24 protein-coding genes, 1 pseudogene and 1 riboswitch are annotated in these 25,708 nt (G+C 72.6%); of the genes and pseudogenes, 14 read left to right on the top strand and 11 right to left on the bottom strand.

The features are described from left to right. The 6 genes and pseudogenes from ACTJKO_RS16800 to ribH form a co-directional block, all read left to right on the top strand. Positions 1 to 622: pseudogene (locus ACTJKO_RS16800) on the top strand (hypothetical protein); the annotation flags it as partial. Positions 623 to 819: 197 nt separating this feature from the next. Further along, positions 820 to 2,169 carry an alpha/beta hydrolase gene (locus ACTJKO_RS16795; RefSeq protein WP_440690398.1) on the top strand — a complete coding sequence of 450 codons (1,350 nt, stop codon included), beginning with the start codon at positions 820 to 822 and terminating at the stop codon, positions 2,167 to 2,169. Positions 2,170 to 2,231: 62 nt separating this feature from the next. After that, positions 2,232 to 4,598 (top strand): bifunctional lysylphosphatidylglycerol flippase/synthetase MprF, encoded by a 2,367-nt coding sequence (locus ACTJKO_RS16790; RefSeq protein WP_440690396.1) that lies wholly within the window; start codon positions 2,232 to 2,234, stop codon positions 4,596 to 4,598. Positions 4,599 to 4,763: 165 nt separating this feature from the next. Then, positions 4,764 to 4,897, top strand: a riboswitch (FMN riboswitch). Positions 4,898 to 4,991: 94 nt separating this feature from the next. Beyond that, positions 4,992 to 5,645, top strand: coding sequence for a riboflavin synthase (locus ACTJKO_RS16785; RefSeq protein ID WP_440690394.1), 654 nt, complete (start codon positions 4,992 to 4,994; stop codon positions 5,643 to 5,645). Continuing rightward, entirely contained in the window at positions 5,645 to 6,343 is a 699-nt protein-coding gene (gene ribB, locus ACTJKO_RS16780; RefSeq protein WP_440690392.1) for a 3,4-dihydroxy-2-butanone-4-phosphate synthase, read from the top strand. Before ACTJKO_RS16785 ends, ribB begins: the two co-directional genes overlap by 1 nt. Next, positions 6,340 to 6,819 (top strand): 6,7-dimethyl-8-ribityllumazine synthase, encoded by a 480-nt coding sequence (ribH, locus tag ACTJKO_RS16775; protein WP_440690390.1) that lies wholly within the window; start codon positions 6,340 to 6,342, stop codon positions 6,817 to 6,819. The genes ribB and ribH overlap by 4 nt, the downstream gene beginning before the upstream one ends. 89 nt (positions 6,820 to 6,908) lie before the next feature. Here the strand turns inward: ribH and ACTJKO_RS16770 are convergent, their stop codons facing one another. Next, positions 6,909 to 7,079: a hypothetical protein gene (locus ACTJKO_RS16770; protein WP_440690388.1), complete on the bottom strand. Its 171-nt coding sequence runs from the start codon at positions 7,077 to 7,079 to the stop codon at positions 6,909 to 6,911. 66 nt (positions 7,080 to 7,145) lie between these two features. Beyond that, on the bottom strand, positions 7,146 to 7,694 hold the full coding sequence (locus tag ACTJKO_RS16765; protein ID WP_440690387.1) for a TetR/AcrR family transcriptional regulator: 549 nt from the start codon (positions 7,692 to 7,694) through the stop codon (positions 7,146 to 7,148). Positions 7,695 to 7,906: 212 nt separating this feature from the next. Between ACTJKO_RS16765 and ACTJKO_RS16760 the strand changes: the two genes are divergently transcribed. The 5 genes from ACTJKO_RS16760 to ACTJKO_RS16740 all read left to right on the top strand — a co-directional run bounded on the left by ACTJKO_RS16760 (position 7,907) and on the right by ACTJKO_RS16740 (position 14,057). Beyond that, positions 7,907 to 9,967, top strand: a complete 2,061-nt coding sequence (locus tag ACTJKO_RS16760) for an aldo/keto reductase (RefSeq protein ID WP_440690385.1) — start codon at positions 7,907 to 7,909, stop codon at positions 9,965 to 9,967. After that, on the top strand, positions 9,946 to 10,971 hold the full coding sequence (locus tag ACTJKO_RS16755) for a LacI family DNA-binding transcriptional regulator (protein WP_440690383.1): 1,026 nt from the start codon (positions 9,946 to 9,948) through the stop codon (positions 10,969 to 10,971). The genes ACTJKO_RS16760 and ACTJKO_RS16755 overlap by 22 nt, the downstream gene beginning before the upstream one ends. A 214-nt stretch (positions 10,972 to 11,185) precedes the next feature. Then, positions 11,186 to 12,709: an MFS transporter gene (locus ACTJKO_RS16750; protein WP_440690381.1), complete on the top strand. Its 1,524-nt coding sequence runs from the start codon at positions 11,186 to 11,188 to the stop codon at positions 12,707 to 12,709. 179 nt (positions 12,710 to 12,888) lie between these two features. Continuing rightward, positions 12,889 to 13,398: a flavin reductase family protein gene (locus tag ACTJKO_RS16745; protein ID WP_440690379.1), complete on the top strand. Its 510-nt coding sequence runs from the start codon at positions 12,889 to 12,891 to the stop codon at positions 13,396 to 13,398. Between the two features lie 44 nt (positions 13,399 to 13,442). Next, positions 13,443 to 14,057 carry a superoxide dismutase gene (locus ACTJKO_RS16740; protein WP_440690377.1) on the top strand — a complete coding sequence of 205 codons (615 nt, stop codon included), beginning with the start codon at positions 13,443 to 13,445 and terminating at the stop codon, positions 14,055 to 14,057. Between the two features lie 105 nt (positions 14,058 to 14,162). Here the strand turns inward: ACTJKO_RS16740 and ACTJKO_RS16735 are convergent, their stop codons facing one another. Then, positions 14,163 to 14,735, bottom strand: coding sequence for a hypothetical protein (locus tag ACTJKO_RS16735; RefSeq protein WP_440690375.1), 573 nt, complete (start codon positions 14,733 to 14,735; stop codon positions 14,163 to 14,165). A 139-nt stretch (positions 14,736 to 14,874) separates the two neighbouring features. Between ACTJKO_RS16735 and ACTJKO_RS16730 the strand changes: the two genes are divergently transcribed. After that, positions 14,875 to 15,849, top strand: coding sequence for a carbohydrate kinase family protein (locus ACTJKO_RS16730; RefSeq protein WP_440690373.1), 975 nt, complete (start codon positions 14,875 to 14,877; stop codon positions 15,847 to 15,849). 106 nt (positions 15,850 to 15,955) lie between these two features. Here ACTJKO_RS16730 and ACTJKO_RS16725 read toward each other — a convergent pair whose 3' ends face one another. The 5 genes from ACTJKO_RS16725 to upp form a co-directional block, all read right to left on the bottom strand. Beyond that, a complete protein-coding gene (locus ACTJKO_RS16725) occupies positions 15,956 to 17,401 on the bottom strand; it encodes a serine hydrolase domain-containing protein (RefSeq protein ID WP_440690371.1) in 1,446 nt (481 codons plus the stop codon). Next, positions 17,398 to 18,747: a cryptochrome/photolyase family protein gene (locus ACTJKO_RS16720; protein WP_440690369.1), complete on the bottom strand. Its 1,350-nt coding sequence runs from the start codon at positions 18,745 to 18,747 to the stop codon at positions 17,398 to 17,400. The genes ACTJKO_RS16725 and ACTJKO_RS16720 overlap by 4 nt, the downstream gene beginning before the upstream one ends. Beyond that, on the bottom strand, positions 18,744 to 19,256 hold the full coding sequence (locus tag ACTJKO_RS16715; protein ID WP_440690367.1) for a MarR family winged helix-turn-helix transcriptional regulator: 513 nt from the start codon (positions 19,254 to 19,256) through the stop codon (positions 18,744 to 18,746). The genes ACTJKO_RS16720 and ACTJKO_RS16715 overlap by 4 nt, the downstream gene beginning before the upstream one ends. A 260-nt stretch (positions 19,257 to 19,516) precedes the next feature. After that, on the bottom strand, positions 19,517 to 20,287 hold the full coding sequence (locus ACTJKO_RS16710) for a winged helix-turn-helix domain-containing protein (protein WP_440690366.1): 771 nt from the start codon (positions 20,285 to 20,287) through the stop codon (positions 19,517 to 19,519). 492 nt (positions 20,288 to 20,779) lie between these two features. Next, positions 20,780 to 21,415 carry a uracil phosphoribosyltransferase gene (gene upp, locus ACTJKO_RS16705; protein WP_440690364.1) on the bottom strand — a complete coding sequence of 212 codons (636 nt, stop codon included), beginning with the start codon at positions 21,413 to 21,415 and terminating at the stop codon, positions 20,780 to 20,782. A 76-nt stretch (positions 21,416 to 21,491) separates the two neighbouring features. Here upp and ACTJKO_RS16700 point away from each other — a divergent pair, with 76 nt between their 5' ends. After that, the gene (locus ACTJKO_RS16700) at positions 21,492 to 21,923 is read left to right on the top strand and encodes a nucleoside deaminase (protein ID WP_440690407.1); all 432 of its coding nucleotides are present in this window, start codon (positions 21,492 to 21,494) and stop codon (positions 21,921 to 21,923) included. Positions 21,924 to 21,925: 2 nt separating this feature from the next. Here ACTJKO_RS16700 and ACTJKO_RS16695 read toward each other — a convergent pair whose 3' ends face one another. Further along, entirely contained in the window at positions 21,926 to 22,303 is a 378-nt protein-coding gene (locus ACTJKO_RS16695; protein WP_440690362.1) for a hypothetical protein, read from the bottom strand. Positions 22,304 to 22,351: 48 nt separating this feature from the next. Beyond that, on the bottom strand, positions 22,352 to 23,308 hold the full coding sequence (locus tag ACTJKO_RS16690; RefSeq protein WP_440690360.1) for a cation diffusion facilitator family transporter: 957 nt from the start codon (positions 23,306 to 23,308) through the stop codon (positions 22,352 to 22,354). Between the two features lie 64 nt (positions 23,309 to 23,372). On the opposite strand from ACTJKO_RS16690, the gene proC reads away from it, so the two are divergent. Next, complete coding sequence (gene proC, locus ACTJKO_RS16685; protein WP_440690358.1) at positions 23,373 to 24,203, top strand: pyrroline-5-carboxylate reductase; 831 nt, start codon at positions 23,373 to 23,375, stop codon at positions 24,201 to 24,203. On the opposite strand, the gene ACTJKO_RS16680 is transcribed toward proC, so the two are convergent. Further along, on the bottom strand, positions 24,200 to 25,672 hold the full coding sequence (locus ACTJKO_RS16680; protein WP_440690356.1) for an MFS transporter: 1,473 nt from the start codon (positions 25,670 to 25,672) through the stop codon (positions 24,200 to 24,202). The two genes, proC and ACTJKO_RS16680, sit on opposite strands and share 4 nt — an antisense overlap. Between the last annotated feature and the right edge of the window lie 36 nt (positions 25,673 to 25,708).

Genomic DNA, 25,708 nt, shown 5'->3' with positions numbered 1-25,708 from the left:
GAACGGCATCGGCCTCGTCGGTGACGGCACGAGCACGGGTTCGGGCACCGGTTCCACCGGTTCGACCGGTTCCTCCACCCCGGTCTCGGGCGGCACGACCTCCGGCAACGGCGGCCTCCTCTCCGGTACCCAGGTCACCCCGATCATCAGCCTCCCCATCACCATCGGCGGCAACGGGATCGGCATCATCGGTGACGGCACCAGCTCGACCACCACTCCGGGCGGCTCCACCAACCCGGGCGGCGGCACGAACCCCGGCGGCGGCACGAACCCCGGCGGCAGCACCAACCCCGGCGGCAGCACGAACCCCGGTGACGGCACGGACCCGGGTGACGGCACCGGAACGGGCATCGGCGACGGCAGCACGCCCGGCACGGTGACCACCCCGACCGCGGACACGGCCGTGGCGGTCTCCACGGGAGCCTCCACCACCGGCACCGTCCTCGCGACGACCGCGGGCGTCTCGACGGTCGCCCAGGCTGCCGCCAGCACGGCCGGCGCCTCGGGCACCCAGTCGGGCCTCGCCTACACGGGCGCGGACTCGCCGGTCCTGCCCGCGATCCTGGCGCTGCTGCTGCTCCTCGCGGGAGCAGGGACCCTGGTCCTGCGCAAGCGGTACTGACATCAGGGAGGCCGAGGGGCACCGCACCGCGGTGCCCCTCGGACCCGTGCGCGGGCACCGCACCGCGGCGACGGCCGACCCACGTGCACTCGCTGGGAGCAGACCGAACGCTCCCTGGGTGTCATCGATGCCGAACCTGTGCACAGCAGAAGCGCCTCCGGGGCTGCCCGGCAGCGGACCACGGCCACGATGAGAACGTGTTCCACGACCTCCTGCGCCTCCGCATCACCGCACCCGACGTCCTCGTCCCCGTGGACGTGATCGCATCGGTGGTCACCGCGTGGGTGGTGTTCGCGCCGCTGGTGACCCGGAGGAGTGCGAGCCCCCGCAAGCGCGTCCGAGCAGTCGTCTGGCGGCTCGGAGCACTCGTCGTCGGTGCGGCCCTCGGTCTCGCCGCCGTGTGGTGGACCGGCGACGTCCTGGACCTGTTCGGGGTCGCCTTCACGCCGGTCACACGGATGTGGATCGCGTTCGGGAGCGCCGGGATCGCGCTCCTCGTCGTCGTCCTCGTGCAGGGCGGTTGGCTCCTCCGGGTCACCGCGGTGGGCGCTGCGGCTGCGGTGCTGCTGGCCGCCGGACTCGGCGTGAACGTCGACTTCGGATTCTACAAGAACGTCGAGCAGGCGATCGCGACGAACCCCTACCCGTCCCGGACGCTCCCGGAGCTCTCCGGCGCCGGGACCGGGGCGACGCTCGTCGACTCGGAGCGGTGGCGGCCTCCGGCGGACATGCCGCACGCGGGGGAGACGATCAGCGTCCGCATCCCGGGGACGGTCTCGCACTTCCGCGCGCGGAAGGCCGTCGTCTGGCTCCCGCCGGCCGCCCGCGTGGCGCACCCGCCGACCCTGCCCGTGCTCGTGGCGCTGTCGGGCCAGCCCGGGCAGCCCGCGGACATGTTCCAGACCGGCGACCTCGGTGCGTACCTTGATCACTATGCAGCCGCCCACCACGGACTCGCGCCCATCGTCGTCGCGCCGGACCAGCTCGGTGCTCCCGCCCGCAACCCGATGTGCGTGGACTCGCGGCGGCTCGGCCGGAGTGCGACGTACGTGATGACGGACACGGTGGAGTGGATCCGGCACCACCTCCCCGTGGCGTCGGCACCGAGCGGCTGGGGCATCCTCGGGTTCTCCGAGGGAGCCACCTGCGCCATGCAGTTCTCCGCGGCGCACCCGGACGTCTTCGGGTCGACCCTGGCGATCTCGAGCGAGCTCGCCCCGGTCCAGGGGTCCGTGGCGGAGAGCATCGCCACGGCGTTCGGAGGTTCCGCGGCCGCCTACCGCGCCGCCGCACCGAGTGCGATCATGACCGCGCACGGGCGGTACGTCGACCACCTCACGGTGTTCGGGTTCGGCCAGGACGACGCTCCGTACCGGGCCTCCACCGAAGCCCTCCGAGCGGTGTCGGAGCGTGTCGGCATCCGGACCGAGACGATCGTCTCGCCGGGCTCGGCGCACGACTGGAACACCGTCCGCTACGTCCTCGCGCACGGTCTGCCTGCCGTCATCGCGCACCTCGGGCTCCCCGCGGCGGCGGGCTCGCTGTGAGTCAGGAGCGAGCGATCGCACGCAGGCTGGCCGGGTTCGCCCAGGCCGTACGCCGGCACCCGGTGACCACGGCGATCCTGGTGCTCGTCCTGGTGACGTCGGCGACCGGCGTCGCCCTCCGCGTCCAGCACGGTGCCGTCCCCACCACCTACGGCCCCTTCCGCGTCTTCGCGGTGTCGACCGGGGTCCTCGCGCTCCTCCTCACCCTGGCCGGGGTGGTGGTCCTCGTGGGGGTCGCCGAACGGCTGATGGGGTCGTGGCGGACCGTGGTGGCGTTCGTCACGACCACCGTGGTCGGCACGGGAATCGGTGCGTTGAGCGCGTTCGTCGACTCGGACGGCCGTGACGTCGTCCCACTGCTGCTCGGCCGTGCGACGAGCTTCGACCCGTGGACCGCGATCGTCGGGACGGTCGTGACCGCGAGTGCCTTCGCGGGACCGCTCTGGCGTCGTCGCATCCGGGTGAACGCACTGGCCGTGGTGGCCGCGCTGCTGCTGTACGCGGGGCACGCCTCCGACCTGTACGCGGTGCTCGCGGCCGGTGCGGGCTGGGTGCTCGGCGAACTGCTCCGTCGCACGCCGAAGCGCAGCGGTTGGGTGCGCAGCTCCCACCGGGAGACACGCGTCCTGCTCGGCACGGTGGTCCTGGTGTCGGCGGTCGGTCCCGTCATCGCCCTCGTCTCCCGCGCCCGCGTGGGCATCCTCGCGCCGCTCGCCGCGGTCGTCGGCGCGGGTCCGGTCAGTCCGGTCCGGGGGTGCCACGCGGGCGGTGCGGGTCCGGAGTGCCTCCGTGCCCTGCTCGCCTACCGGGCGACGGACCCCTGGACCCTCGTGCTGGCCGCGGCACCGCTGCTCGTGCTCGTCGTCGCGGCGCTCGGCCTGTTCCGGGGCAGCCGCTTCGCCGTGTGGCTCGTCGTCGTGGTGGACGTCGTGACCGCGGTCGCCGCCGCCGTCACGTACGGCGTCGTGCCGGGCAGCGTCGAGCGCCTGCACGGCATGCAGGACCAGTTCATCATCGACGTGTCCATCGCGGCGTCGATCGTCGTGCCGCTCGCCACCGCCGTGGTCCTCGTGCTGCGGCGCCGGTCCTTCACCGTGCTGCCGTCCCGGCGGCGGGTGGTCGCCTTCTCGGTGACGGTCGCTGTCGCGGCGGCGGTGGTCGTCACCGTGGTCCTCGTCACCGCGGCGTCGTCGCCGCGCCACGTCGAGGACCCGCTCCGCCTGGCCGTGGCCGCGTTCGGCCCGCTCGCACCGGTGACCTTCTGGGACCGGCTGCCGTCGATCGACCCGATGCTCCGGCTCGTCGTCGGCCTGGCCGGACCCGTCCTCTGGTTCGTCGTGGCGTTCGCCGCGGTTCGCCCGACCGGTGCGGTGGAACCCGACGCGGACGCCGACGGCACGCGCCGCGACCGCGAGCGTGCCCGGGCCCTGCTCGAGGCGGGCGGCGGTGACGCGTTCGGCTGGATGACGACCTGGCACGGCAACGCCTACTGGTTCGCGGACGACGGGCGGGCCGGCGTGGCCTTCCGCCGCAACGGCCGGGTGGCGGTCACGGTCGGCGGTCCGTTCGGCTGGCCGGACGCCCGCGACCAGGCGATGACGGCCTTCGCCCGCTGGTGCGACGACAACGGCTGGACCGCCGTCTTCTACGGCATCGGGGCCGAGGCCGCCGGCACCCTCACCGCCCAGGGATGGGGGACGCTCCCGGTCGCCGAGGACGCGGACTTCGACCCGCGCACCTGGACCACGAGCGGCAAGAAGAAGCAGGACGTCCGCACCTCGGTCAACAAGGCGAAGCGCGAGGGGATCACCGCGACGTGGTCGAGCTGGCAGGAGCTCCCGGCGTCGACCACGCGGCAGATCGAGGCGATCTCCGAGGAGTGGGTCGCCGAGCGCGAACTCCCCGAGATGGGCTTCACGCTCGGCGGGGTCGACGAGATGCGGGACCCGGCCGTCCGCACGCTCGTGGCGCAGGACCCCGACGGCACCGTGCTCGCGGTCACCAGCTGGCTGCCGAGCCACCGCGAAGGCCGCGTCGTCGGCTGGACGCTCGACGTCATGCGCCGCACGAACGCCGCGCCGAACGGCGTCATGGAGTTCCTCGTCGCCAGTGCCGCCGACCGGATGCGCGAGGACGGCATCGAACGGTTGAGCCTCTCCGCCGCGCCGCTCGCGCAGGCGACGGAAGGCGCGCCGACGAACGAGGGCGTACAGGACCTGCTGGACCTCGTCGGCGGGGTGCTCGAACCCGTGTACGGGTTCCGGTCGCTGCTCCGGTTCAAGCTGAAGTTCGGCCCCGACCTGCACCCGCTCGTGCTCGCGTACCCGGACCCGGTCGCGCTGCCGGCGATCGGGATCGCGGTCGTGCGCGCCTACCTGCCGGACCTGTCGCTCCGACAGGCGGTCGCGCTGGCGCGCGGACGCGGCTGAGCGCGGCACCCGGGGCGCGTCGGACGGCCGTCCCGTGGTCCGTCGGGGCCGGGAGGCGCGGTGCCGGGCCGCCCCGCGCCGACCGGCCCGACATGACGTGCGGTGACGCCCGAGCCGCCGCGGGCGGGTGACGGCCCGCGCCGTGGGGTATCGTTCCGGGTACGCAAGCGCTCCGGGGTCGGTGCAATTCCGAACCGGTGGTGACAGTCCACGAACTGATGACGGGTGCGAACCCGGCAGAGGTTGACCCGGTGGGATTCCGGGACCGACGGTGAGAGTCCGGATGGGAGGAAGCGCTGGCGGACGAAGCGTGGCCACCACCGTGTGGGCGCGAGCCGTCCGCCGATGCCGACGATCGTCGAGCACCCCCGGAGTCCCGTTGAGAGGACACCAGTGTTCACCGGCATCATCGAGGAACTCGGCACCGTCACCGCCGTCGAGCAGCACGGCGACTCCGTCGCGCTCACCGTCCACGGCCCCCTCGTCGTCCAGGACGCCCGGCACGGCGACTCGATCGCGACGAGCGGCGTGTGCCTGACCGTCGTCGAGCAGACCCCGGAGACGTTCACGGCCTTCGTCATGAAGCAGACGCTCGACATGAGCGCGCACGGCTCGCTGGCCGTGGGCGACCGGCTCAACCTCGAACGTGCCGCGTCCGTCGGCGACCGGCTCGGCGGACACATCGTGCAGGGGCACGTCGACGGCACCGCCACCGTGCTCGAGACCGCGGACGGCGACGGCTGGCGACGCGTGCGCTTCTCGCTCGCGCCGGACCTCAGCCCTCTCGTGGTCGACAAGGGCTCCATCGCGATCGACGGTGTGTCGCTCACGGTGAGCGCCGTCTCGTCCGAGGACACCCCGCCGACGGACGCCTGGTTCGAGGTCAACCTCATCCCGGAGACCCTCGAGGCCACCACCCTCGGAACGCGTGTCCCGGGCGACCGCGTGAACATCGAGACCGACGTCCTGGCCCGGCACGTCCGACGCATGCTGCGGCTCGACGCCGCGACGGCGACGCTCGCCACCGCCGGACAGGAGGCGCGGTGATGGTCGCCGAGACCGGCTCGGTCCCGCAGACGGTCGCCCCCACCGCCGGGCTGTCGACCGTCGCGGAGGCGATCGCGTCGATCGCCGCCGGACGCCCGGTCATCGTCGCCGACGACGAGCACCGCGAGAACGAGGGTGACGTGATCCTCTCCGCCGAGCTCGCGACGCCCGAGTGGATCGCGTGGACGGTGGCGCACTCGTCGGGGTTCATCTGCGCGCCGGTCAGCGCCGAGATCGCCGACGCGCTCGACCTCCCGCCGATGGTGGCGCACAACGAGGACGTCCGCGGGACGGCGTACACGGTGACCGTGGACGCGGCCGTCGGTGTCACGACCGGCATCAGCGCGCACGACCGTGCACGGACGCTCCGGGTCCTCGCCGACCCGTCCTCGGGCCGCGACGACCTGCACCGTCCCGGCCACGTCGTGCCCCTGCGTGCTCGTCCGGGCGGGGTCCGTGAGCGCGCCGGGCACACCGAAGCAGCGATCGAACTCGTCACCGCGGCAGGCCTCCGACCGGCCGCGGCGATCTGCGAGATCGTCGACGAGGACGGGAGCATGATGCGTCTGCCCGGCCTCCTCGGACTCGGGGCACGCGAGGGCGTGCCCGTCATCACCATCGCCGCACTCGTCGAGTGGCTCGACGCGGCAGACCGGGCAGCGGCGGAGGCTGCGCCCACGGAAGGAACGACACGATGAGCGGAGCAGGCGCGGCGGACCGCGACCACGTCGACGGCACGGGCATCCGGGTGGCGATCGTCGCCGGACGGTGGCACGAGACCATCGCGGGGGGCCTCCTGGCGGGGGCGCTGCGCGAGGTCGAGCGGCTCGGCGCCTCGGCCGACGTCATCCCCGTCCCCGGGAGCTTCGAGCTGCCGGTCGTCGCGAAGGCCGCGCTCGAGGCGGGCTTCGACGCGGCGGTCGCACTCGGCGTGATCATCCGCGGCGGCACCCCGCACTTCGAGTACGTCTCGGACGCGGCCACGAGCGGGCTGACCCGGGTGGCGCTCGACACCGGCAAGCCGGTCGGGTTCGGCGTCCTCACCCTGGACGACGAGCAGCAGGGCATCGACCGCGCCGGACTGCCCGGGTCGAAGGAGGACAAGGGCGCCGAGGCGGTGCACGCCGCGGTGTCCACGGCGGTCACCCTGCGGGGGCTGCGCGTCCTCGCGTAGCCGAGCCGCGCCTCCTGGCCGGCCACGGCACAACGCGACGGGCCCCGCACCTCTGCAGGTGCGGGGCCCGTCGGCGCGGAGCGGAGTGGTTACCGCTTGCCGAACACGTGGATCGGCAGGAAGAACGCGAGGCACATGAGCACGAGGCCGCCCATGAACACGAATGCCTGACCCGAGCTCACCTGGAACGCGACGCCGAACAGGTACATCGACACCAGCAGCAGCAGGATCGAGAAAACAGCGGCGATGACGCGGCCCACAGTGGTACCTCCGGAATCAGGCGGGTGGATCGCCACCAGTCTATCCCCAGGAACGCGGATGTCCGTTCACGCGCCGGGGCGGGTGGCGATGAGCCGGTCGACGACGGCGAGCAGCGGCTCCATGTCGACGCTCGCACGCTCCGGCCGGACGTCGCTCGCGGCACCGAGCGAGGCCGCGTGGTACAGGCCGTCGCCCATGAGCTTGATCGCCTGCGCGGTCGGGAGGTCGCCGAGCGAGTCGACGAGCGCCGCGAGCCACGCGTTCTCGGTGTCGTCGAGGGTGCGACCCGCTTCCTCGTAGCCGGCCTGCTGCAGGCGGCTCGCGGCGAGGAGCGCGAGGTCGAGCTCGCTGCCGACGAACTGGCAGTTCCGGACGAAGTACCGCGCTGCGCCGTCCTCCGCCGCGCGCATCCGCTCGACGTCGATGGCCGAGAGGTCCGAGAGCCGCTCGCAGAGCCCTTCGACCAGCGCCGCCTTCGAACCGAAGTGGTACAGCAGTCCGCCCTTCGAGACGCCGGCGCGCGCCGCCACGGCGTCGAGCGTCGCCGGACGCTCGCCTTCCTCGCACACGATGGCGACGAAGCTGTCCAGGACTCGATCTCGGGCGCTTGCCATGCGGATGAGTCTAGAGATTCGTGGGCAGCAGCGCGGGACGCGCGCTGCTGCCCACGAAGCCGCTCGGGATCGTGGCACCGTGAACGCTCACGAAGTGGCTCAGAGCATGCCTTTCCTGACACGCCGTGTCAAGCACCAGACCGTTGCGGCTGCAGGCCGAAGCCGGTACGGTCGTCGGGACCGTGAAGGTTCACGAGACGACAGGGATCCGCATGTCAGCGCAGACCGCGACCACCCCCGGCAGCAGCACGACCGGCAGCCACGACGCCCCCGGCTGGGCCGTCCTCGGCCCCGGGAGCATCGCTCGCCGCTTCCTCTCCCAGCTGTCGGCGAGCGACGCCGGGGCGACCCTGGTCGCGGCGGGGAGCTCATCGCCCGACCGCGCTCGGGCCTTCGCATCGGACGCCGCGGAGCACGGGTTCGGCGACGTCGCTCCGCTCGGGTACGCCGAGGCGCTCGCCGCCCCGGACGTCGACGCCGTGTACGTCTCCACCGTCCACACCGGGCACGCGGCGCTCGTGCTCGCCGCGCTCGAGGCGGGCAAGGCGGTCCTGTGCGAGAAGCCGCTCGCGCCGAACCACGGCACCGCGATGGCGCTCGCGGATGCCGCACGGCAGGCCGGGCTGCCGCTCGTCGAGGCGTACATGTACCGCTTCCACCCGCAGACCGCGGCGCTGCTGGACCTCGTCCGGGACGGCGCGATCGGCGCCGTGACGCACGTCGACGCGTCATTCGCCTTCCGCGCGGGGGAGCGGAGCGGGCGGCTCTTCGACGTCGACACCGCGGGCGGCGGGATCCTCGACGTCGGCGGCTACCCCGTGACCATGACCGCCGCGATCGTCCAGGCGTCGACCGGTGTCGCGGTGGCGGAACCGACGGAGCTCACCGCGACGGGGACGCTCGGACCGACCGGCGTGGACGAGTGGACCGTCGCGCACCTGACGTACCCCTCCGGCATCACCGCGAGCATCCGGACGGGCGTGCGCGTACAGGACGACAACGCGGTCGTCGTGCACGGCACGACCGGGACGATCACGCTCACCGACCCCTGGACGCTCGGCGACGACCCGACGATCGAGATCCGCACCGTCGACGACGGGCCCCGCACGCTGTCCTTCGCCGGGGCGCACCCCTACGCGCTCGAGGCGGACGCCACCACCGCGGCACTCGCCGACCGCCGGGTCGACGCCCCGCAGATGACCCTCGACGAGTCGCTCGCCACCGCCCGAACGCTGGACCGCTGGCGCGCCGCCGTCGGCCTGCGCTTCCCGTTCGAGGCGGAGACCGCCGACATCCCGACCGTCAGCGGCCGACCGCTCGTCGTCGCCGCTCGCGAGCCGGACCGCTCCGACGTCCCCATGCGGTACGGCGAGGTCGAGGGCGTCGGCAAGCGCATGTCCCGGCTCGTGATGGGTGTCGACAACCAGCCGGACCTGGCGCACGCGAGCGCGATCTTCGACCTGTTCGTGGAGCAGGGCGGCAACGTCTTCGACACGGGCTACATCTACGGCGGCGGCGACCTCGAGGAACGGCTCGGCAGGTGGATCCGGAACCGTGGCATCCGCGAGGACGTGGTGGTCATCACGAAGGGAGCGCACACCCCGTACTGCGACCCGGAATCGCTCAGCCGGCAGCTGTTCGAGAGCCTGGACCGCCAGGGCACCGACCACGCCGACATCTACCTGATGCACCGCGACAACGAGGACGTCCCGGTGGGGGAGTTCGTCGACGTCCTCGACGAGCACCGCCGCGCCGGTCGCATCCGCGTGTACGGCGGGTCGAACTGGAGCACCGCGCGGTTCGACGAGGCGAACGCGTACGCCCGCGCGAACGGCCGCCACGAGTTCGAAGTGCTGAGCAACCACTTCGGCCTCGCCGAGGCGTACGACGTCCCGTGGGCCGGGTGCCGGCACGCGACCGACCCGGCGTCGAAGGAGTGGCTCGAGGAGCGACAGGTGCCCCTGCTGCCGTGGTCGTCCCAGGCTCGCGGGTTCTTCACGGGTCGGGCTCGTCCCGACGACACCAGTGACGCCGAGCTGGTCCGCTGCTACTACAGTGACGCGAACTTCGAACGCCTGCGCCGTGCGACCGAGCTCGGCGAGCGGTTCGGCGTCCCGGCGACGGCCATCGCCCTCGCCTACGTCCTGCACCAGCCGTTCCCGACGTTCCCGCTCTTCGGACCGCGTACGATCGCGGAAGCCCGTTCCTCGATGACGGGCCTCTCCGTCGACCTCACCCCGGAACAGGTGGCATGGCTGGACCTCCGCGACTGACACCGGAACCACCGACCCCCGGTGGTGGCCCCGGCGGCCGCGCGACGNTCGCTGCGGCCGCCGGGGTGTCCCGGCAGACGGTCACGCGCGCGATGAACGGCATGTCCGGCATCAGCGCGCGGACGAAGGAGCGTGTGCTCGCCGCGGCCGAGCGGCTCGACTACCGACCGTCCCGGTTCGGGCGTGGGCTGGTGACCGGCGGCGAGCACCAGCTCGGGCTCGTCGTGAACGACCTCCGCAACCCCTACACGCCGCAACTGGCGTCCGCGGTGTTCCGGCTCGCCGCCGAGCAGGGCTGGAACGTGATGCTCGCCGACGTCGACCTCGCCAGCGACGCGGACCGGATGGTCCAGGCGCTCGGCGCGCAGACGGACGTGGTGATCGGGTACCTCGGTGCGCGCCGTGAGCGGTGGAACGAACTCCTCGGCACCGTGCCGATGGTCGAGCTGGACCCGCTGTCCGAGCCCCCCACCGGGGCGGTGTGGATCGACCCGTCGGACGCCATCGAGGTCCTGGCCGACCACCTCGTCGCGTCCGGCGCACGGCACCCGGTGGTGCTCGACAACTCGTCCCCCGACCGTCCGAGCGTCCGTGGGGCCCGCATGATGGACGCACTGCACCGGCGGGGCTACCTGCCGGAACTCGTCCACGCCGAGCACGGGACCGCCGAGTGCGGTGCCGAGGAGACGACACGGATCCTCGGGCGCAAGCGCCGGCTGGACGCCGTGATGGCCTTCAACGACGTGATGGCACTCGGCGTCCTGCAGGCGTGCCGGCGCGCCGGGGTCGACGTCCCCGGCGAGGTACGGGTGGTCGGGGTGGACGGCCTGCCGCTCGGGTCGCTCGTGTCCCCGACGCTCACGACCCTGGCGGTGGACCTCGACGCCGTCGCACGAGAGGCGCTCGACCTCGCCCTCGGCATGCTGTCCGGCACGCTGCCGCGTCAGGGTGCGGCGGTCCAGCGGACGGTCCGGCACCGCCTGCTCCTGCGCGAGTCGGCCTAGCGAGGCCACCATCGGTCCGAGCCGGACCACGATGCGGACGGGAGGCGCGGTGCGGGGCTGCACCGCGCCTCCCGTCCGACGCATGGTTGCATTTGCAACCAACACCGTCCAGACGGTACACTAACGGAGTCCTGACGGGGCGCGTGCCGACACCGCGTCCCGTCTCGTCAGTTCCGCCGTCGACCTGGTCCGGCTCGAAGTCCCAGGAGTCACCGTGTCCGCACTGCTCACCAGCCCGATCGCCACCGCCGTCACCGGTTCCCGCGCTCGACGGTTCGCCGCGCTCGCCGTGCTCATGCTCCCCGTCCTGCTCATCTCGGTCGACAACACCGTGCTGAGCTTCGCGCTCCCGTCGATCTCGCGTGCGTTGAACCCCGACGCCACGACGCAGCTCTGGATCGTGGACGCGTACCCGCTCGTCCTCGCCGGTCTGCTCGTCGTGATGGGCAGCATCGGCGACCGGATCGGACGTCGACGGATCCTGGTGATCGGCGCCTCCGGTTTCGCGCTGTTCTCCGTCGCCGCCGCGTTCGCGACCGACGCCTGGATGCTCGTCGCGGCCCGCATCGTGATGGGCGTGTTCGGGGCGATGCTCATGCCGGCGACGCTCTCGATCATCCGGAACGTGTTCGTCGACGCGGGGGAGCGGCGGATGGCGCTCGCCGTCTGGTCGACCATGTTCGCGGCCGGCAACGCGCTCGGTCCGCTCGTCGGTGGCGTCCTGCTCGCGCACTTCCACTGGGGCTCGGTGTTCCTGGTCGCGGTGCCGATCCTCGTCCTCATGCTCGTCGGCGTGCCGTTCTGCGTGCCGGAGTCGCGCGACCCGAACCCGGGGCCGGTCGACGTGCCGAGCATGTTCCTGTCCCTCGGCGCCCTCGCCCCGACCGCCTGGGCGATCAAGTCCGTCGTGCACCCGGAGGAACGCGGCTTCGCGATCGCCATGCTCGCCGTCGGGGTGCTCTGCGGGATCGCGTTCGTGCGTCGGCAGCTCCGGTCGCGGACGCCGATGCTCGACCTCCGCCTGTTCCGGAGCACGGCGTTCACGGGCAGTGTCCTGATGAACATGGCGGCGATGTTCTCGTTGACCGGGTTCCTGTTCTTCATCGCCCAGCACCTGCAGCTCGTCGCCGGGCTCGACCCGTTCACCTCCGGAGTGGTCCTCGTGCCCGGGTCGGTGCTGACCATCGTGGCGGGGCTCGTGGTCGTCCCGGTCGTCGCACGGGTCGCACCGCGGTGGGTCGTCGCCGTGTCCCTGCTGTTCTCGGCCGCGGCGTACGCGATGGTCGCACTGCTCGGCCACCACGCCTCGATCGTGGCGCTGGCGTTCGCGTTCGTCCTGCTCGGCATCGGGATCGGCGCGTCCGAGACTGTCACGAACGACCTCATCATCTCGACGGCGCCGGCCGACAAGGCGGGTGCGGCGTCGGCGATGTCCGAGACGGCGTACGAGATCGGCGCGGTGCTCGGCACGGCCGTGCTCGGGACCATCCTGGCCAGCGCGTACCGGGCGCACGTCGTCGTCCCGGACGGCCTGTCCTCGTCCGCGCACACCGCCGCGCAGGAGACCCTGGGCGGGGCGGTGTCGGCGGCGGCGGACCTGGGCGGGCCGGCCGGGCACGCGCTGCTCGAGTCGGCACGTGCCGCGTTCGACTCGGGCGTCACGGTCACCGGCACGGTCGCCGCCCTGCTCATGGTCGTCGCGGCTGCCGGGGCGGTCGTGATGCTCAAGCGCCGGTAGTGCTGCGCGAGCACCGGTGGTGCTGCCGGGTGGAGCGGCGGACGTCACACGAGGACACACGGCGCGCCCGGGATCGGCCGAACCTGGGAATCGTTGACCTGAACCATGGTTGAGGTCATACGTTGGGACCTGGCCGCGGAGCCGCGGCCATCCCCACCCGAAGGAACGGCCACGACCCCATGCCCGACGAAGCACCGGCGAACATCGCGGACGCGTACAAGGCCGCCTTCCGCGGCCACCCGGCCGGTGTCGCCGTCATCACGGCCGAGGGGCCGGACGGTCCCACCGGGCTGACCGCCTCGAGCGTCGCGAGCGTCGCGATCGACCCGCCCGTGCTCGTGTTCTCGCTGTCCACCAAGTCCGGGTCCGCCGGCGTGGTGCTCGGCGCGCCCGTGTTCGTCGTGCACCTGGTCGACTCGCTCGGCATCGGGCTCGCGAAGCGGTTCGCCGCGACCGGCAGCCCGGCCGCCGACGACCCCATCTGGGGCACCCTGCCGTCGGGTGACCGCTACCTGCCCAGTGCCGCGAGTGCGCTCCGTTGCCGCCCGCTCTCGACGACCCCGATCGGCTCGTCGACGGTCGTCGTCGCCGAGGTCCTCGACATCGTCGTCGGCCTCGAACGGGGCGAGCCGCTGGTCTACCACAACCGGGAATTCCACTCCCTCACCGATCGTTCCCGGCTCTCGTGAGCCGCGGAGCACCATCCGCCAACCACTGATCGAAAGGAACGCACATGGCTGAGTACACCCTGCCTGAGCTGCCGTACGACTACGCCGCCCTCGAGCCGCACATCAGCGGCAAGATCATGCAGCTGCACCACGACAAGCACCACCAGACCTACGTCACGGGTGCGAACACCGCGCTCGAGCAGCTCGCCGAGGCCCGTGAGTCCGGCAACCTCGCGAACGTGAACAAGCTCGAGAAGGACCTGGCGTTCAACCTCGGCGGTCACGTCAACCACTCGATCTTCTGGACCAACCTCGGCCCGGACACGAAGGTCCCCGAGGGCGAGCTCGCCGCCGCGATCGACGAGTTCTTCGGTTCGTTCGAGAAGTTCCAGGCGCAGTTCACCGCCGTCGCCACGGGCATCCAGGGCTCCGGCTGGTCCGTCCTCGCCTGGGACACCGTGGGTCAGAAGCTCACCACGTTCCAGCTCTTCGACCAGCAGTCGAACGTCCCGCTCGGTCTCGTGCCGATCTTCATGCTCGACATGTGGGAGCACGCGTTCTACCTCGACTACCTCAACGTCAAGGCGGACTACGTCAAGGCCGTGTGGAACATCGTGGACTGGGAGAACGTCGCCGCGCGCTTCGCGAACGCGAAGTCGCAGCAGTTCGTCACGCTCTGAACGACGAGGGTCGCCGCAGCTGACGTGCGGAAGTGACCGACGGGAGGCGCGGTGCCGGCTGGCACCGCGCCTCCCGTCCGTCGGTCGGCTGCGAGCGGGCGTGCGTCACGCGGACGCGAGGGCACCCGACGCGAGTTCGTCGGCGATCGCGCGCAACGCCGCGTCGGCGTCGGTGCCGTCGCGGTCGACGATCGCGCCCCACTGCACGCCCCGCGCTGCGAGGACCGCGCCCCGAGCCGCACGTTCCGCGGCGTCCGGACCGTACCCGTGAGCGCGGCACCACGCTGCGAGGGCGTCGACCTGGCCGCGGTGGAACGTGCGTTCGCGGTCGCGGCCGTCCAGTGACTCGACCGACCCGAGCTCGAAGGTGAGCCGGGCAGCGAGCGAGCGCTGCGGGTCGTCGAGGCCGCCGAACACCGAGACCAGGTACCCGGCCAGCGCATCGTGGTCGGCGTCGGGGTCGAGCGTCGCGTCCGTGACCGACTCGGCGAGGTGGTCCACCACGGCGTCGATGAGGGAGTCCCGCGAGCCGAAGTGGTAGACGATCGGGTACGCGCTCGTGCCGAGCACCCGGCCGAGGCTGCGGACGGAGACGTCTTCGAGCTTGGTGTCCTGCAGGTGCTGCGCCACCTTCGCGACGATCGCGGGCTTGAGGGTCGGGTCGGGCTTCCTGGGCATGGCGTCTCCGGCGGGGGTCGTGGGCGTGCGCGACAGTTCACATACTATCCATGAGTATATCACCGGCGTCCCGCGCGGCCGCTGTTCGGGACGTGCTCGCAAAACGGAGGTTTGCTCGGCTCCACGTAGGATGGTCCCGATGTCCATGCCGTCCGAGCGCCCTGCAGCCCCGTCACGGCCCGAGACACCCCGTGCTGGACGGGCGGTCGCGGGCCGACGCCGCGGCGCAGGAAAGCGCTTCCTCGTCATCGGGGACGTCCTCGACGGCGTGCTCGTGCAGACCACCGCGCGGTCCATGGGGACCCACGACCCCGCTGCCGTCATCCGGCACCGCCCCGTCGGTGCGGCCGGCAACACCGCCACCTGGCTCGGGTGGCTCGGTGCCGAGGTCGACCTCGTCGCGCGCGTCGGCGTGGACGACGTCTACCGGCACGAGCGTGCGATCGCGGACGCCGGCGTCCGTGCCCACATCCGGTACGACGCCCGGACCGCAACCGGCGCCGTGGTCTCCGTCCGCAACGACGACGGCCGGACCGCGATGTCCGACCCGGCGGCCAGCGCCGCGCTGTCGGTCGACGACATCCCGCTGGACCTCGTCGTGCGCGCCGACATCGTCCACCTCGCCGGCTCCGCGATGCTCGGCGGCGGAGGTGCCGACCGCATCGCCTCGCTCGTCGCGCGTGCCCGGTCGGGGAAGGCCCGCGTGTCGCTCGACCCGTCGTCCGCCGCGGTCGTCCGGGCCGTGGGAGCGTCGGACTTCCTCGGGGCGCTCGACGGCGTCGACGTCCTCTTCCCGAGCGAGCAGGAGGCGCTCGCCCTCACCGGCACGTCCACCGTCGGCGACGCGATCACCGCGCTCACCGAGCGGGTACCGCTCGTCGTCGTGACGATGGGGCACGAGGGCGTGCTGCTCGGCCGACCCGGTCGGAGCCCGCAGCGGGTGCCGATCACCCCGGCGACGGTGGTCGACACGCTCGGCGCGGGGGACGCGTTCGCCGCCGGCTTCCTCCGGGCGTGGGCGACCGACCCGGTGCGCGTCGGTGCGGCCGCACGTGAGGGGACACGCGTCGCCGCACGAGCGCTCGGGTTCGTCGGCGGTCGTCCCCCGGTCTGAACGGTGTCGGCCCCGGACGGTCAGCACGCGCCGCCGCCGCCCGGGGCCGCGATGGCGGCTCGGTGCCTGCCGCGGCGGGTCAGCGCGCGCCGGGTCGCTCGGTCGGTCAGCGCTCCGCGGGCTCGGCGGTGACCACGAGCGTCTGCACGCGTCCGGCGGCGAGCGGCGCCAACCGGATCTCGACCCGGAGCCGTCCTGACGTGCCCGGCAGCCACCACCGGAGGTGCGACGGGGCCGTCGACTGCTCCTGCACCGGTGCTGCGCCGAGGTCCGCGCCGACCCGCTCGACCGCCTGCGCGATCGCGCGCCGCCGCCGCTCGTAGGGCGCGTCCATGGCCACGTTCGGGGTGCAGACCGCGTCGGCGAGGTCGTCGTTCCAGTCCGCGAGGAGGCGCGACACGGCTGCCTGGGCTGCTCTCGTGGCGTCCGTGGTGCGTCCGGTACCCGGCGCGTCGTGGTGCGACGGATCACCGGGACGCGCGGCGGCGTGCGCCTCCAACACGAGGTCGAGCGCCTGGTCGGCAGCGACGGACACCTTCGCCTGGGTGGCGTTCTCGAACGCGACGACCCCGAGGCCGTCGCGCACCGACCACCGCATGTGCGCCGAGAAGCCCGGGTAGCCGCCCGAGTGCGACACGAGCTCGCCGAAGCGCGGATCCTGCTCGACGAAGAGCCCGAAGCCGTACCCGGTGGGGCGGACGGACTTCGGCACCACCGATGCCGGGACGACCCGCTGCGCCTGCTGCATCAGCCGTCGGTCGGCCGACGAGACCGGCCCCGGCGCGGGGTCGTCCGAGAACGCGGAGGCCAGATGCGTCGCCCACCGTGCGAGGTCCCCGACGGTGGAGAACAGACCGCCGATCGACGAGAACGCACCAGGACCGGTCATGGGCAGCCGCTCCCAGGAGCCCGCGTCGGGACGGACGCCCGTGACCACGAAGCCGCGAGCGGCATCGGCGCTGAAGACCGTCTCCGTCAACCCGAGTGGTCGCAGCACCGTTTCGGTCGCCACCCGGGTGAACGGTGCCCCCGCCACGACGGCGACCACCCGGCCGAGCAGTGCGTACCCGAGGTTCGAGTAGGCGAACCGGGTGCCCGGTACGGAGTCGAAGAGCAGTCCGCCGCGGAGCACGGCGTCGAGCTCGTCGTCGGTGATCGACTCCTGTCGGTCCGCCCAGGGGTCGTCGGTGGGGAACCCGGCCGACATCGTCAGCAGCATCCGGAGCGTCGGGGTGGGGGAGTCCGGCGTCGGCAGCGCCACGTCGGCGAACGCGGGCACGAAGTCCGTGATCGGGTCGTCGAGCCGGACCCGCCCGTCGGCCACGAGCGTGAGCAGGGTCGCCGCCGTGACGCTCTTCGTGCACGACGCGATGCGGTACACGGTGTCGGCGTCCGGTGCTGCGCCGTCACCGCGATCGCCGTGTCCACCCGAGGCCACCAGGCCGCCACGGTCGAACACACCCCAGACGCTGCTCGGCGCGACGCCGCGCGAGACGCGTTCGCGGAAGACCGCGTCCACGTCCGCGAGGGTCTGCTGCCCGATCGTCGTCACGATCGCCGCATCCGCTCGTAGGCGTCGAGTGCGCGCTGCCGGGTGGCCTTGAGGTCGAGCATCGGTTCCGGGCGGATCTCGTCCGCCGGCACCCACCGGCGCACGTACTCGCGGTGCGGGTCGAACCGTTCGAGCTGTCGGTCCGGGTTGAACACGCGGAAGTACGGCGCGGCGTCGAAGCCCGAGCCGGCGACCCACTGCCAGTTCGCGGCGTTGTTGGCGGAGTCGGCGTCGACGAGGGTGTCCCAGAACCAGCGCTCGCCCACCCGCCAGTCGACGAGCATGTTCTTGACGAGGAAGCTCGCCGTGGCCAGCCGCACCCGGTTGTGCATCGCGCCGGAGTGCCAGAGCTCACGCATGCCGGCGTCGACGAGGTCGAAGCCGGTCGTCCCGGAGCGCCAGCGGTCCACCTCGGCGTCGGTCGTGTCGCCCCAGGGGAACGCGTCGAACTCCCGCCGTACGTTGACGGTCGTGATGTCCTCGCAGTGGAAGTACTCGTTCCAGTTGAACTCCCGCCAGGCGAGCTGCCGGAGGAACGCGGACACGTGCTGGCGCTGCTCGGGCTCGAGCCGCCCGTGCAGGCGGTGCCACACCTGGTACGGGCTGACCTCACCCCAGCGCAGGTGCGGGGAGAGGTCGCTCGTGGCGGCCATCGCCGGCTCGTCGCGCTGGTCGTAGTCCTCGAGCGGACCCGTGACGAAGTCCTCGAGACGCCGGTGTGCGCCGTGCTCACCGGGCGTCCACGCGTCGCGGAGGCCCCCGGCCCAGTCGGGGTGCGTCGGCAGCAGGCCCCAGTCGTCGAGGTCGTCGGTGTCGACGTCGGCCGGCGCGGGCAGGTCGCGTGGTCGTGGCAGCGGATGGCGCGGCTCGGGCATCGCCTGGGCAGCGCGCCAGAACGGCGTGAACACCTTGTACGGCTCGCCCTGGCCCGTCAGGATCGTCCACGGTTCCCAGAGCAGGTTCGCCGCGAAGCTGTGGGCCTCGGTACCCGAGTCGGTCAGCGAGGACTTGATGCCGGCGTCGAGGTCGCGCTCGGCCTTCCCGTAGCGCCGGTTCCAGAACACCGCGTCGGCGCCGGTCTCCGCGACGAGCCGCTCGATGACCGAGGCCGCCGGACCGCGGCGGAGCACCAGGCGTGACCCGTGGTCACCGAGGTCCGTGGCGAGGGCGGCGAGGGAGTGGTGCAACCACCACCGGCTCGCCGCGCCGATCGGACGGATGCCGGGTGACTCGTCGTCGAGGACGTAGACGACCGTGACCGACCCACCGTGGTCGACCGCCGCGCGCAGGGCCGGGTTGTCCGCGAGCCGGAGGTCGTCGCGGAGCCAGACCAGTGCGCCGGTCACACCGCTGCCGGGTCGGGGGCGGCGGAGGAGCGGGCCGTGCTCCGCCGGGGCGTGTTCGAGCCGGCGGCGACCCGGAGCTTCGTGCAGAGCTCGGTCAGGGTGCGGAGTTCCGCGTCGTCGAGCCCGGCGCCGACCTGGTCGGCGATCGTCTGGGCGTGCTGGACCGCCACCGAGCGGTAGACGTCGAAGCCGTGCGGCGTCAGCGCCACGATCACCCCGCGGGCGTCGGTCGGGTCCGGTTGCTTCTCGACGATGCCGCGGGCGGTGAGGCGGTCGACGAGGCGGCTGACGCTCGGCTGGGTGAGCAGCAGGTGACCGGTGAGTTCGCGCATCCGGCAGCGCCGGCCGGGCTGGGTCGAGAGGTTGAAGCAGACGTCGTACTCGTTGAAGGAGATCTCGCCGCCCGGGAACTCGGCGTTCAACGCCCGCATGACGGTGACCTGCGCGCGGAACAGCGCTTCCCACGCCGCCACGGCGGTCGCCTTGTCGCTGCGACGTGACTCGTCCACGTTCGCGCTCCCTCCGGTCGTACGGTCATCCCACACTACCGAGGGGCAGCGACACCGGTCCCCGCAGACGTGACGAGGGCCGGCCGTCACGGGGACGACCGGCCCTCTCCCTTGCACCAAGAGTGTCCTGCAATCACATTCCGCAGCCGGTGCCACAGCAAACACCGTCTGCACGGACGACTGTATAACGAAGCGGTAACGGCGCGCTAGCGGCCGCGCGCGCCGTTCGCTGCGAGTTCACCAAGAACGTCCGATGAGGCTCAGAAGACGTCGGGCGACGGCGTCGACGCGTACCGCACGGCGACGTCTGCGTGCCGGTCGAACCGGTAGCCCACGCCGCGCACCGTGCGGACGATCTCCTCGAACGCGCCGAGCTTCGACCGGAGCCTGCGGACGTGCACGTCGATCGTCCGCTCGTTCGGCGTCTCGTCCTCGCCGTCGGACCAGAGTCCGTCGATGATCGCCGAGCGGTCGACCGTCTGGCCCTCGCGCAGGACGAGGAACTGGAGCAGCTCGAACTCCTTGTAGGTCAGCGGCGCCACCTCGCCGTCGAGGCTGACGCGCTTCCGGGAGATGTCGATGACGACGCCGGTCTCCTCGGGCTCGGGCTTCTCGGCCTGCTTGCGGGCGGCGACGGCGGAACGGTCCTGCAGGGCGAGGCGCACGACGTCGACGTCACGACCACCCGAGCCCTCGGCGGCCACGGCCACGGCCGCGTAGGTCTCGGAGGCAGGGACGAGCTGCGCGGTCAGCGCCTTGAGCTGTTCGACGACCGCGGCCAGGGTCGTGCCCGCGGCAGCGGCCTTCGCCTCGTCGATCCCGACGTACAGGGCGAACCCCCGCGCCTCGGTGCCCTCGGGCAGGGCGCGGTTCCGCTGGGGTGCCACGACCGGGCTGGTCGGCACGGCGCTCGTCGCCGACGGCGTGACCGGCTCGCGGCGCGGGCGGATCGGGGTGACGGTGCCGAGGTCGGTCGGCGTGGGAGCTGCGGAGCGGAGGGCGGTGCGGGGCTGGGCGATGGTGAGCGACATGGCGGTTCTCCGGGCGGTGTGGCGGCCGTGCACGATGGTGCACCGCGGCCGTGTCGAATGCGTCGGCCCGGGTACGGCGGACGCCGTGGTGCCCTGCGGTCCTGCTGCGGACCGGGGCGGACCCGGGGGTACGGGAGGCAGACCTCGTGACGTGGTGCGCGTCGTCGACGTGGTCGTCACCCGGGGATCACGCTCGCGCGACGGGGGTGGTGTCGCGGGGGATCCGGCTGGAACGGGTGCCGATCAGGCACACATTCGACAACGCATGACCGCCATGGCCGGCATCATCATGCCGGCGGTCCCCAGAGCCTCGGAGAGGACGCGGGTGGACACGGTTGCAGTCATGGGACGAGTATCGGTGGGATACCAGCGTCGTGTCAACCGTCCGCTCGGACGGGCGGGGGAACCGGATACGCGACGACGGACGGGAGGCGCGGTGCCAGCCGGCACCGCGCCTCCCGTCTCCTGCTGAGTCGCTTCCGCGGCCGGTCGCTACTCGGCCAGACCGTAGAGGCGGTCGCCGGCGTCACCGAGCCCCGGCACGATGTAACCGTTCTCGTCGAGTCGCTCGTCGAGGGCGCCGAGCACGATCGACACGTTGCGGTCGCCGACGGCTTCCTCCACCGCGGCGAGGCCCTCCGGAGCGCCGAGGATGCACACGCAGGTGACCTCCTGCGCGCCCCGGTCGAACAGGAAGTCGATCGCCGCAGCGAGCGTGCCACCGGTGGCCAGCATCGGGTCGAGCACGAAGCACTGGCGGCCGGACAGGTCGTCCGGCAGGCGCTCGGCGTAGGTCTGCGGCTCGAGCGTCTGCTCGTTGCGTGCCATGCCGAGGAAGCCGACCTCGGCCGTCGGGACGAGCTTGACCATGCCCTCGAGCATCCCCAGCCCCGCCCGGAGGATCGGCACCACGAGCGGGCGCGGCTTCGCGATCGCGACGCCCATGGTGTGCGCGACCGGCGTGTCGATCGGGGTCGCGGTGACGCGGACGTTGCGGGTCGCCTCGTACGCGAGGAGCGTCACGAGTTCCTCGGTGAGGGCGCGGAACGTGGGGGAGGGCGTCGTACGGTCGCGGAGCACCGAGAGCTTGTGGGTGATGAGCGGGTGGTCGGCGACGTGGACTCGCATAGGGTCGAGCCTACCGTGCTGCCGACCGCCAGGAGGTCCCGTGGAAGAGCCCGCTGCCCGTCCGTTCGTCCCGGCGATGCGCCGCGCGCTGGACGAGGCGCGGGCGTGTCTGGCCACCGGCGACGTGCCGGTCGGCGCCGTCGTGCTCGGACCGGACGGCGACGTGGTGGCGGTCGGTCGGAACGAGCGCGAGGCGCTGCAGGACCCGACCGCGCACGCCGAGGTGCTCGCGCTCCGTGCCGCGGCGGCCGCGGCGGGCGACTGGCACCTCGAGCGGCACACGCTGGTCGTGACGCTCGAGCCGTGCCCGATGTGCGCGGGGGCGATCATGGCATCCCGGGTCCCCCGGGTCGTCTTCGGCGCGTGGGACCCGAAGGCGGGGGCGAGCGGGAGCGTCTACGACATCGCGCGCGACCGGCGGCTCCCGCACCGCTCCGAGGTGGTCGCTGGGGTGCTCGAGGGGGAGTGCGCGGCGCTGCTGGACGCGTTCTTCGCCCCGCGGCGCTGAGGTCAGCTCCAGAGGACGGCGATCAGCACGTTGACGATCGCGAGCGCACCGGCCGAGTGGAAGAACGGCAGCGCGGCCTTGGCCTTCGCGGCGCCGCTGTCCGCACGCTTCTGGCGGGCCCGGGCGACGAACGCGAGCACGAGGGCGATCGCCGCGATGACGAGCTTCACGCCGAGCTTGGCGTGGTTCGCGCCACCGTCGTGCGTCGCGTCGATGATGCCCATCATGCCGAGGCCGGTGACGAGCTGCACGATGAGGCCGGTGATCGGCCAGAACGTCTGGAAGCCGCCCTTGCGCCGCACCTGCACGAGGAACGCCCCGATGATCGCCGCGAGGCCGAGGAAGTGCAGGATGAGCAGGATGTTGAAGAGCACCGACATGCCACCATCGTGGGTGATCGGCGAGGGTGCCCGCCAGCAAGGCAGCCCTTAGTCGGCCGCCCGGATGACGATCGCCTCGGTCGGCGGACGCGGTCCGGTGCGGAGCACGTCGGGTTCGACGTAGATCACGCGAGCGATCGGGACGGCCGTGCGGACCCGCTGCTCGACGGTGTCGATGCCCGCCGCGACGTCACCGAGCCGGCGGTCGCCGTCGACGGCCACCTTCACACCGACCATGAGCTCGTCCGGCCCGAGGTACAGGGTCTTGATGTGGATGATCGACTCGACCTCGGGGCCGTCGAGCACCGCACGCTTGATGCGCTCGACATCGGCGACGCTGGCACCCTCGCCGACGAGCAGGCTCTTCGTCTCGATGCCGAGCACCACGGCGACGGCGATGAGGAGGACGGCGATGAGGATCGTGCCGACGGCGTCGAACACCCCGTTGCCGGTGATCGCCGTCAGGCCGACGCCGAACAGGGCGAACACGAGGCCGAGCAGCGCGGCGGTGTCCTCGAGCATCACGACGGGCAGCTCGGGGGCCTTCGCCCGCCGGACGAACTGCACCCAGCTCTGCCGGCCCTTCTGCGGCCGGGCCTCGGCGAGGGCGGTCCGCAGCGAGAAGCCCTCGAGCCCGATCGCGATGACGAGCACGATGACCGGGAGCCACCAGTTCTCGAGCGGGTGCGGGTGGGTGAGCTTCTCGATGCCCTCGTACAGCGAGAACACGCCACCGACGGAGAACAGGATGATCGAGACGACGAACGCGTAGACGTACCGCTCGCGTCCGTAGCCGAACGGGTGTTCCTCGTCCGCGGCGCGACGGGCACGGCGGCCACCGAGCAGCAGGAGGAGCTGGTTCGCCGAGTCCGCGAGCGAGTGCACGCCCTCGGCGAGCATCGACGCCGAGCCACTGATCGCCGCGGCGACGAACTTCACGATCGCGATGCCGACGTTCGCGCCGAGTGCGGCGAAGATGGCCCTGGTGCCTCCGGATGCGCTCACGTGCCGTCCCTTCTCCTGATCTGCGGTCCGATCCTAGGCGTGCGGGCTGGGTAGGGTCGGGAGCATGACGATCGAACTGCCCCGCACCGCCCTGCTCGGCGTCGGGTCCATGTCCGGCGCGGTCCTCGACGGGCTGCTCGCCGCCGGGCTCGACCCCGCCGGTGTGACCCTCACGACGAAGTCGGAGGAGTCGGCTGCGGCCCTCCGTGCGCGCGGGCTCGACGCCGCCGCGAGCGACACCGACCCGGACGCCAACCGTGCGGCCGTCCGCGGGGCAGCGCTCGTCGTCCTCGGCGTGAAGCCGTACGCGATCGGGGACCTGCTGGACGAGGTGTCGGCCGACCTCGGACCCGGGACCGTCGTCGTCAGCGTCGCCGTCGGCACGACCATCGCGAGCATGGAGGCGAAGGTCCCGGCCGGTGTCCGCGTCGTGCGGGCCCTGCCGAACACCCCGATCGGCGTCGGGCACGGGGTGACGGGCATCAGCGCCGGTCCGACGGCCGACGCCGACGCCGTGGCACTCGCGTCGTCGGTGTTCGCGGCCTCCGGCGTGGTGATCGAGGTGCCGGAGTCGCAGCTCGACGCGTTGTCCGCGGTGTCGGGCTCCGGACCGGCCTACGTGTTCCTGCTCGTCGAGCAGTGGCAGCGCGCCGCCGAGTCGCTCGGCTTCTCCCGTGACAAGGCCGAGGCGATGGTGCAGGGGACCGTGCGAGGCGCCGTCGAGCTGCTCGCCGCGTCGGGCAAGGAGCCGACCGATCTCCGCCGAGCGGTGACGAGCCCCGGAGGCACGACCGAGCGCGCGGTCGCGGTGCTGCAGGAGGCGGACCTCGCCGGGACGTTCGAGCGCGCCTCCCGTGCGGCCGTCGCCCGCGCCGAGGAGCTGTCCGAGGGCTAGCCGACGGTGCGGGCCGGGGGCGTGGTCTCCGTCACCACGGACCGCCGTGCGCGCGCCGATCGGACCGTCGCCCAACCGACGAGCGCCGCCGACACGACCGTGAGCACGCAGCCGGCGATGGTGACGGCGTCGTCGAACTGCACGCCCTGCGCGGCGGTCCAGGGCACCGCCGTGAGGCTCCCCGTGAACACCGCGGCCAGTACCGTCCCGGCGACCGCGACCCCGATCGCCGAGGTGACCTCCGACGCGGTGTCGACGAGCGCCGCACCGATCGTCGTCCGGTCCTCCGGCAACCCGCGGAGCACGTTCGTCCCCGCGACGACGCCGACGACCCGCATGCCCGCCGCGACCAGGGCGAGCGCGAGCGCCACCCAGCCGTAGCCCGCCGGGCCGAGCAGGGCGTAGACGGCGAGCCCGACCACCACCACGGCCGCGCTCGACCACGCCGCGCGCTCCAGACCGACCCGCCGGACGAACGGGCCGACGAAGGCGCTCCCGCCGACGAGCACGACGACCTGCGGCAGCATCCCGATCGCGGCGAGGGCCGGCGGCCACCCCCATGCGAGCTGCAGGTGCAGGGTGACGAGGTACCCCAGACCGGCCACCGCGAGACCGCTCGCCGCCTTGTACGCGAGGCCGCTCGAGACGAGCGGGCGGGCGACGAGCGCGAGGTCGAGCAGCGGGTGCTCCGCACGCCGCTCCCGCAGCACGAAGCCGACACCGCACACGACCGCGGCCACCGTCGCCGCCCATGCACCGGAGTCGTGGGTGCCTGCGTCGGCGAACCGCGTCGGGGCGACGATCCCGAGCACGATGGTGGCGGTGCCGAGCGCTGCACCCGCCCAGTCGACCGGCGCGCGGTGCAGGCCGGCCGGGTCGTCCGGCACGATGCCGATCCGGATGCCGACGAACGCGAGCGCCGCGATCGGGACGTCGATCAGGAGCAGGACCTGCCACGGGGCGACGGCGAGCACCAGCCCGCCCAGCGTCGGACCGATCGCGAGGCCGAGGAGTCCGACCGTCGAGATCGTGTTCATCGCCCGGACGCGTCGGTCGTCGTCATCGAAGAGCCGGAACGCGAGGGCCATCGAGCCCGGGGTGGTCATCGCTGCGGCGACCCCGGTGGCGACGCGCACCGCCACGAGTTGCTCGACGCTCGACACGAACGCCGTCGCGAGGCTGGCCAGCCCGAGCAGCACCAGCCCGACGAGCATGACGCGCCGTCGGCCGTACCGGTCGGCCACGGCGCCCGCGGCGAGCATGCAGCCACCGAAGACGACCGAGTACGCCCCCGTGACCCACTGCAGCTCGGTGGCGCCGGCGTGCAGCTGGCGGCCGATGGTGGGGAGCGCGACGTTCAGGATCGAGTTGTCGAGCATCTCGAACAGGAAGACCGCGGCGAGTCCGGCGAGGGCGACCCGCGTCCTGCGCGGGGATCGTGGAGAGTAGGGGGACCGATCGGCGCTCATGCGTCTGAGTTTACTCACTCAACTCAGTGAGTCAAT

This window comes from Curtobacterium sp. 22159, from assembly GCF_052045775.1.
Taxonomy (GTDB): Bacteria; Actinomycetota; Actinomycetes; order Actinomycetales; family Microbacteriaceae; genus Curtobacterium.
This window is presented reverse-complemented; position numbering and strand designations above follow the sequence as displayed.

Coding starts and splice junctions, on each gene's coding strand:
- ACTJKO_RS16710 (WP_440690366.1), bottom strand. CDS start 20,287: ATGTCGCTCACCATCGCCCAGCCCCGCACCGCCCTCCGCTCCGCAGCT.
- ACTJKO_RS16700 (WP_440690407.1), top strand. CDS start 21,492: ATGCGCCGCGCGCTGGACGAGGCGCGGGCGTGTCTGGCCACCGGCGAC.
- ACTJKO_RS16695 (WP_440690362.1), bottom strand. CDS start 22,303: ATGTCGGTGCTCTTCAACATCCTGCTCATCCTGCACTTCCTCGGCCTC.
- ACTJKO_RS16745 (WP_440690379.1), top strand. CDS start 12,889: ATGCCCGACGAAGCACCGGCGAACATCGCGGACGCGTACAAGGCCGCC.
- ACTJKO_RS16680 (WP_440690356.1), bottom strand. CDS start 25,672: ATGAGCGCCGATCGGTCCCCCTACTCTCCACGATCCCCGCGCAGGACG.
- ACTJKO_RS16740 (WP_440690377.1), top strand. CDS start 13,443: ATGGCTGAGTACACCCTGCCTGAGCTGCCGTACGACTACGCCGCCCTC.
- ACTJKO_RS16730 (WP_440690373.1), top strand. CDS start 14,875: ATGTCCATGCCGTCCGAGCGCCCTGCAGCCCCGTCACGGCCCGAGACA.
- ACTJKO_RS16765 (WP_440690387.1), bottom strand. CDS start 7,694: ATGGCAAGCGCCCGAGATCGAGTCCTGGACAGCTTCGTCGCCATCGTG.
- ACTJKO_RS16760 (WP_440690385.1), top strand. CDS start 7,907: ATGTCAGCGCAGACCGCGACCACCCCCGGCAGCAGCACGACCGGCAGC.
- ribH (WP_440690390.1), top strand. CDS start 6,340: ATGAGCGGAGCAGGCGCGGCGGACCGCGACCACGTCGACGGCACGGGC.
- proC (WP_440690358.1), top strand. CDS start 23,373: ATGACGATCGAACTGCCCCGCACCGCCCTGCTCGGCGTCGGGTCCATG.
- upp (WP_440690364.1), bottom strand. CDS start 21,415: ATGCGAGTCCACGTCGCCGACCACCCGCTCATCACCCACAAGCTCTCG.
- ribB (WP_440690392.1), top strand. CDS start 5,645: ATGGTCGCCGAGACCGGCTCGGTCCCGCAGACGGTCGCCCCCACCGCC.
- ACTJKO_RS16735 (WP_440690375.1), bottom strand. CDS start 14,735: ATGCCCAGGAAGCCCGACCCGACCCTCAAGCCCGCGATCGTCGCGAAG.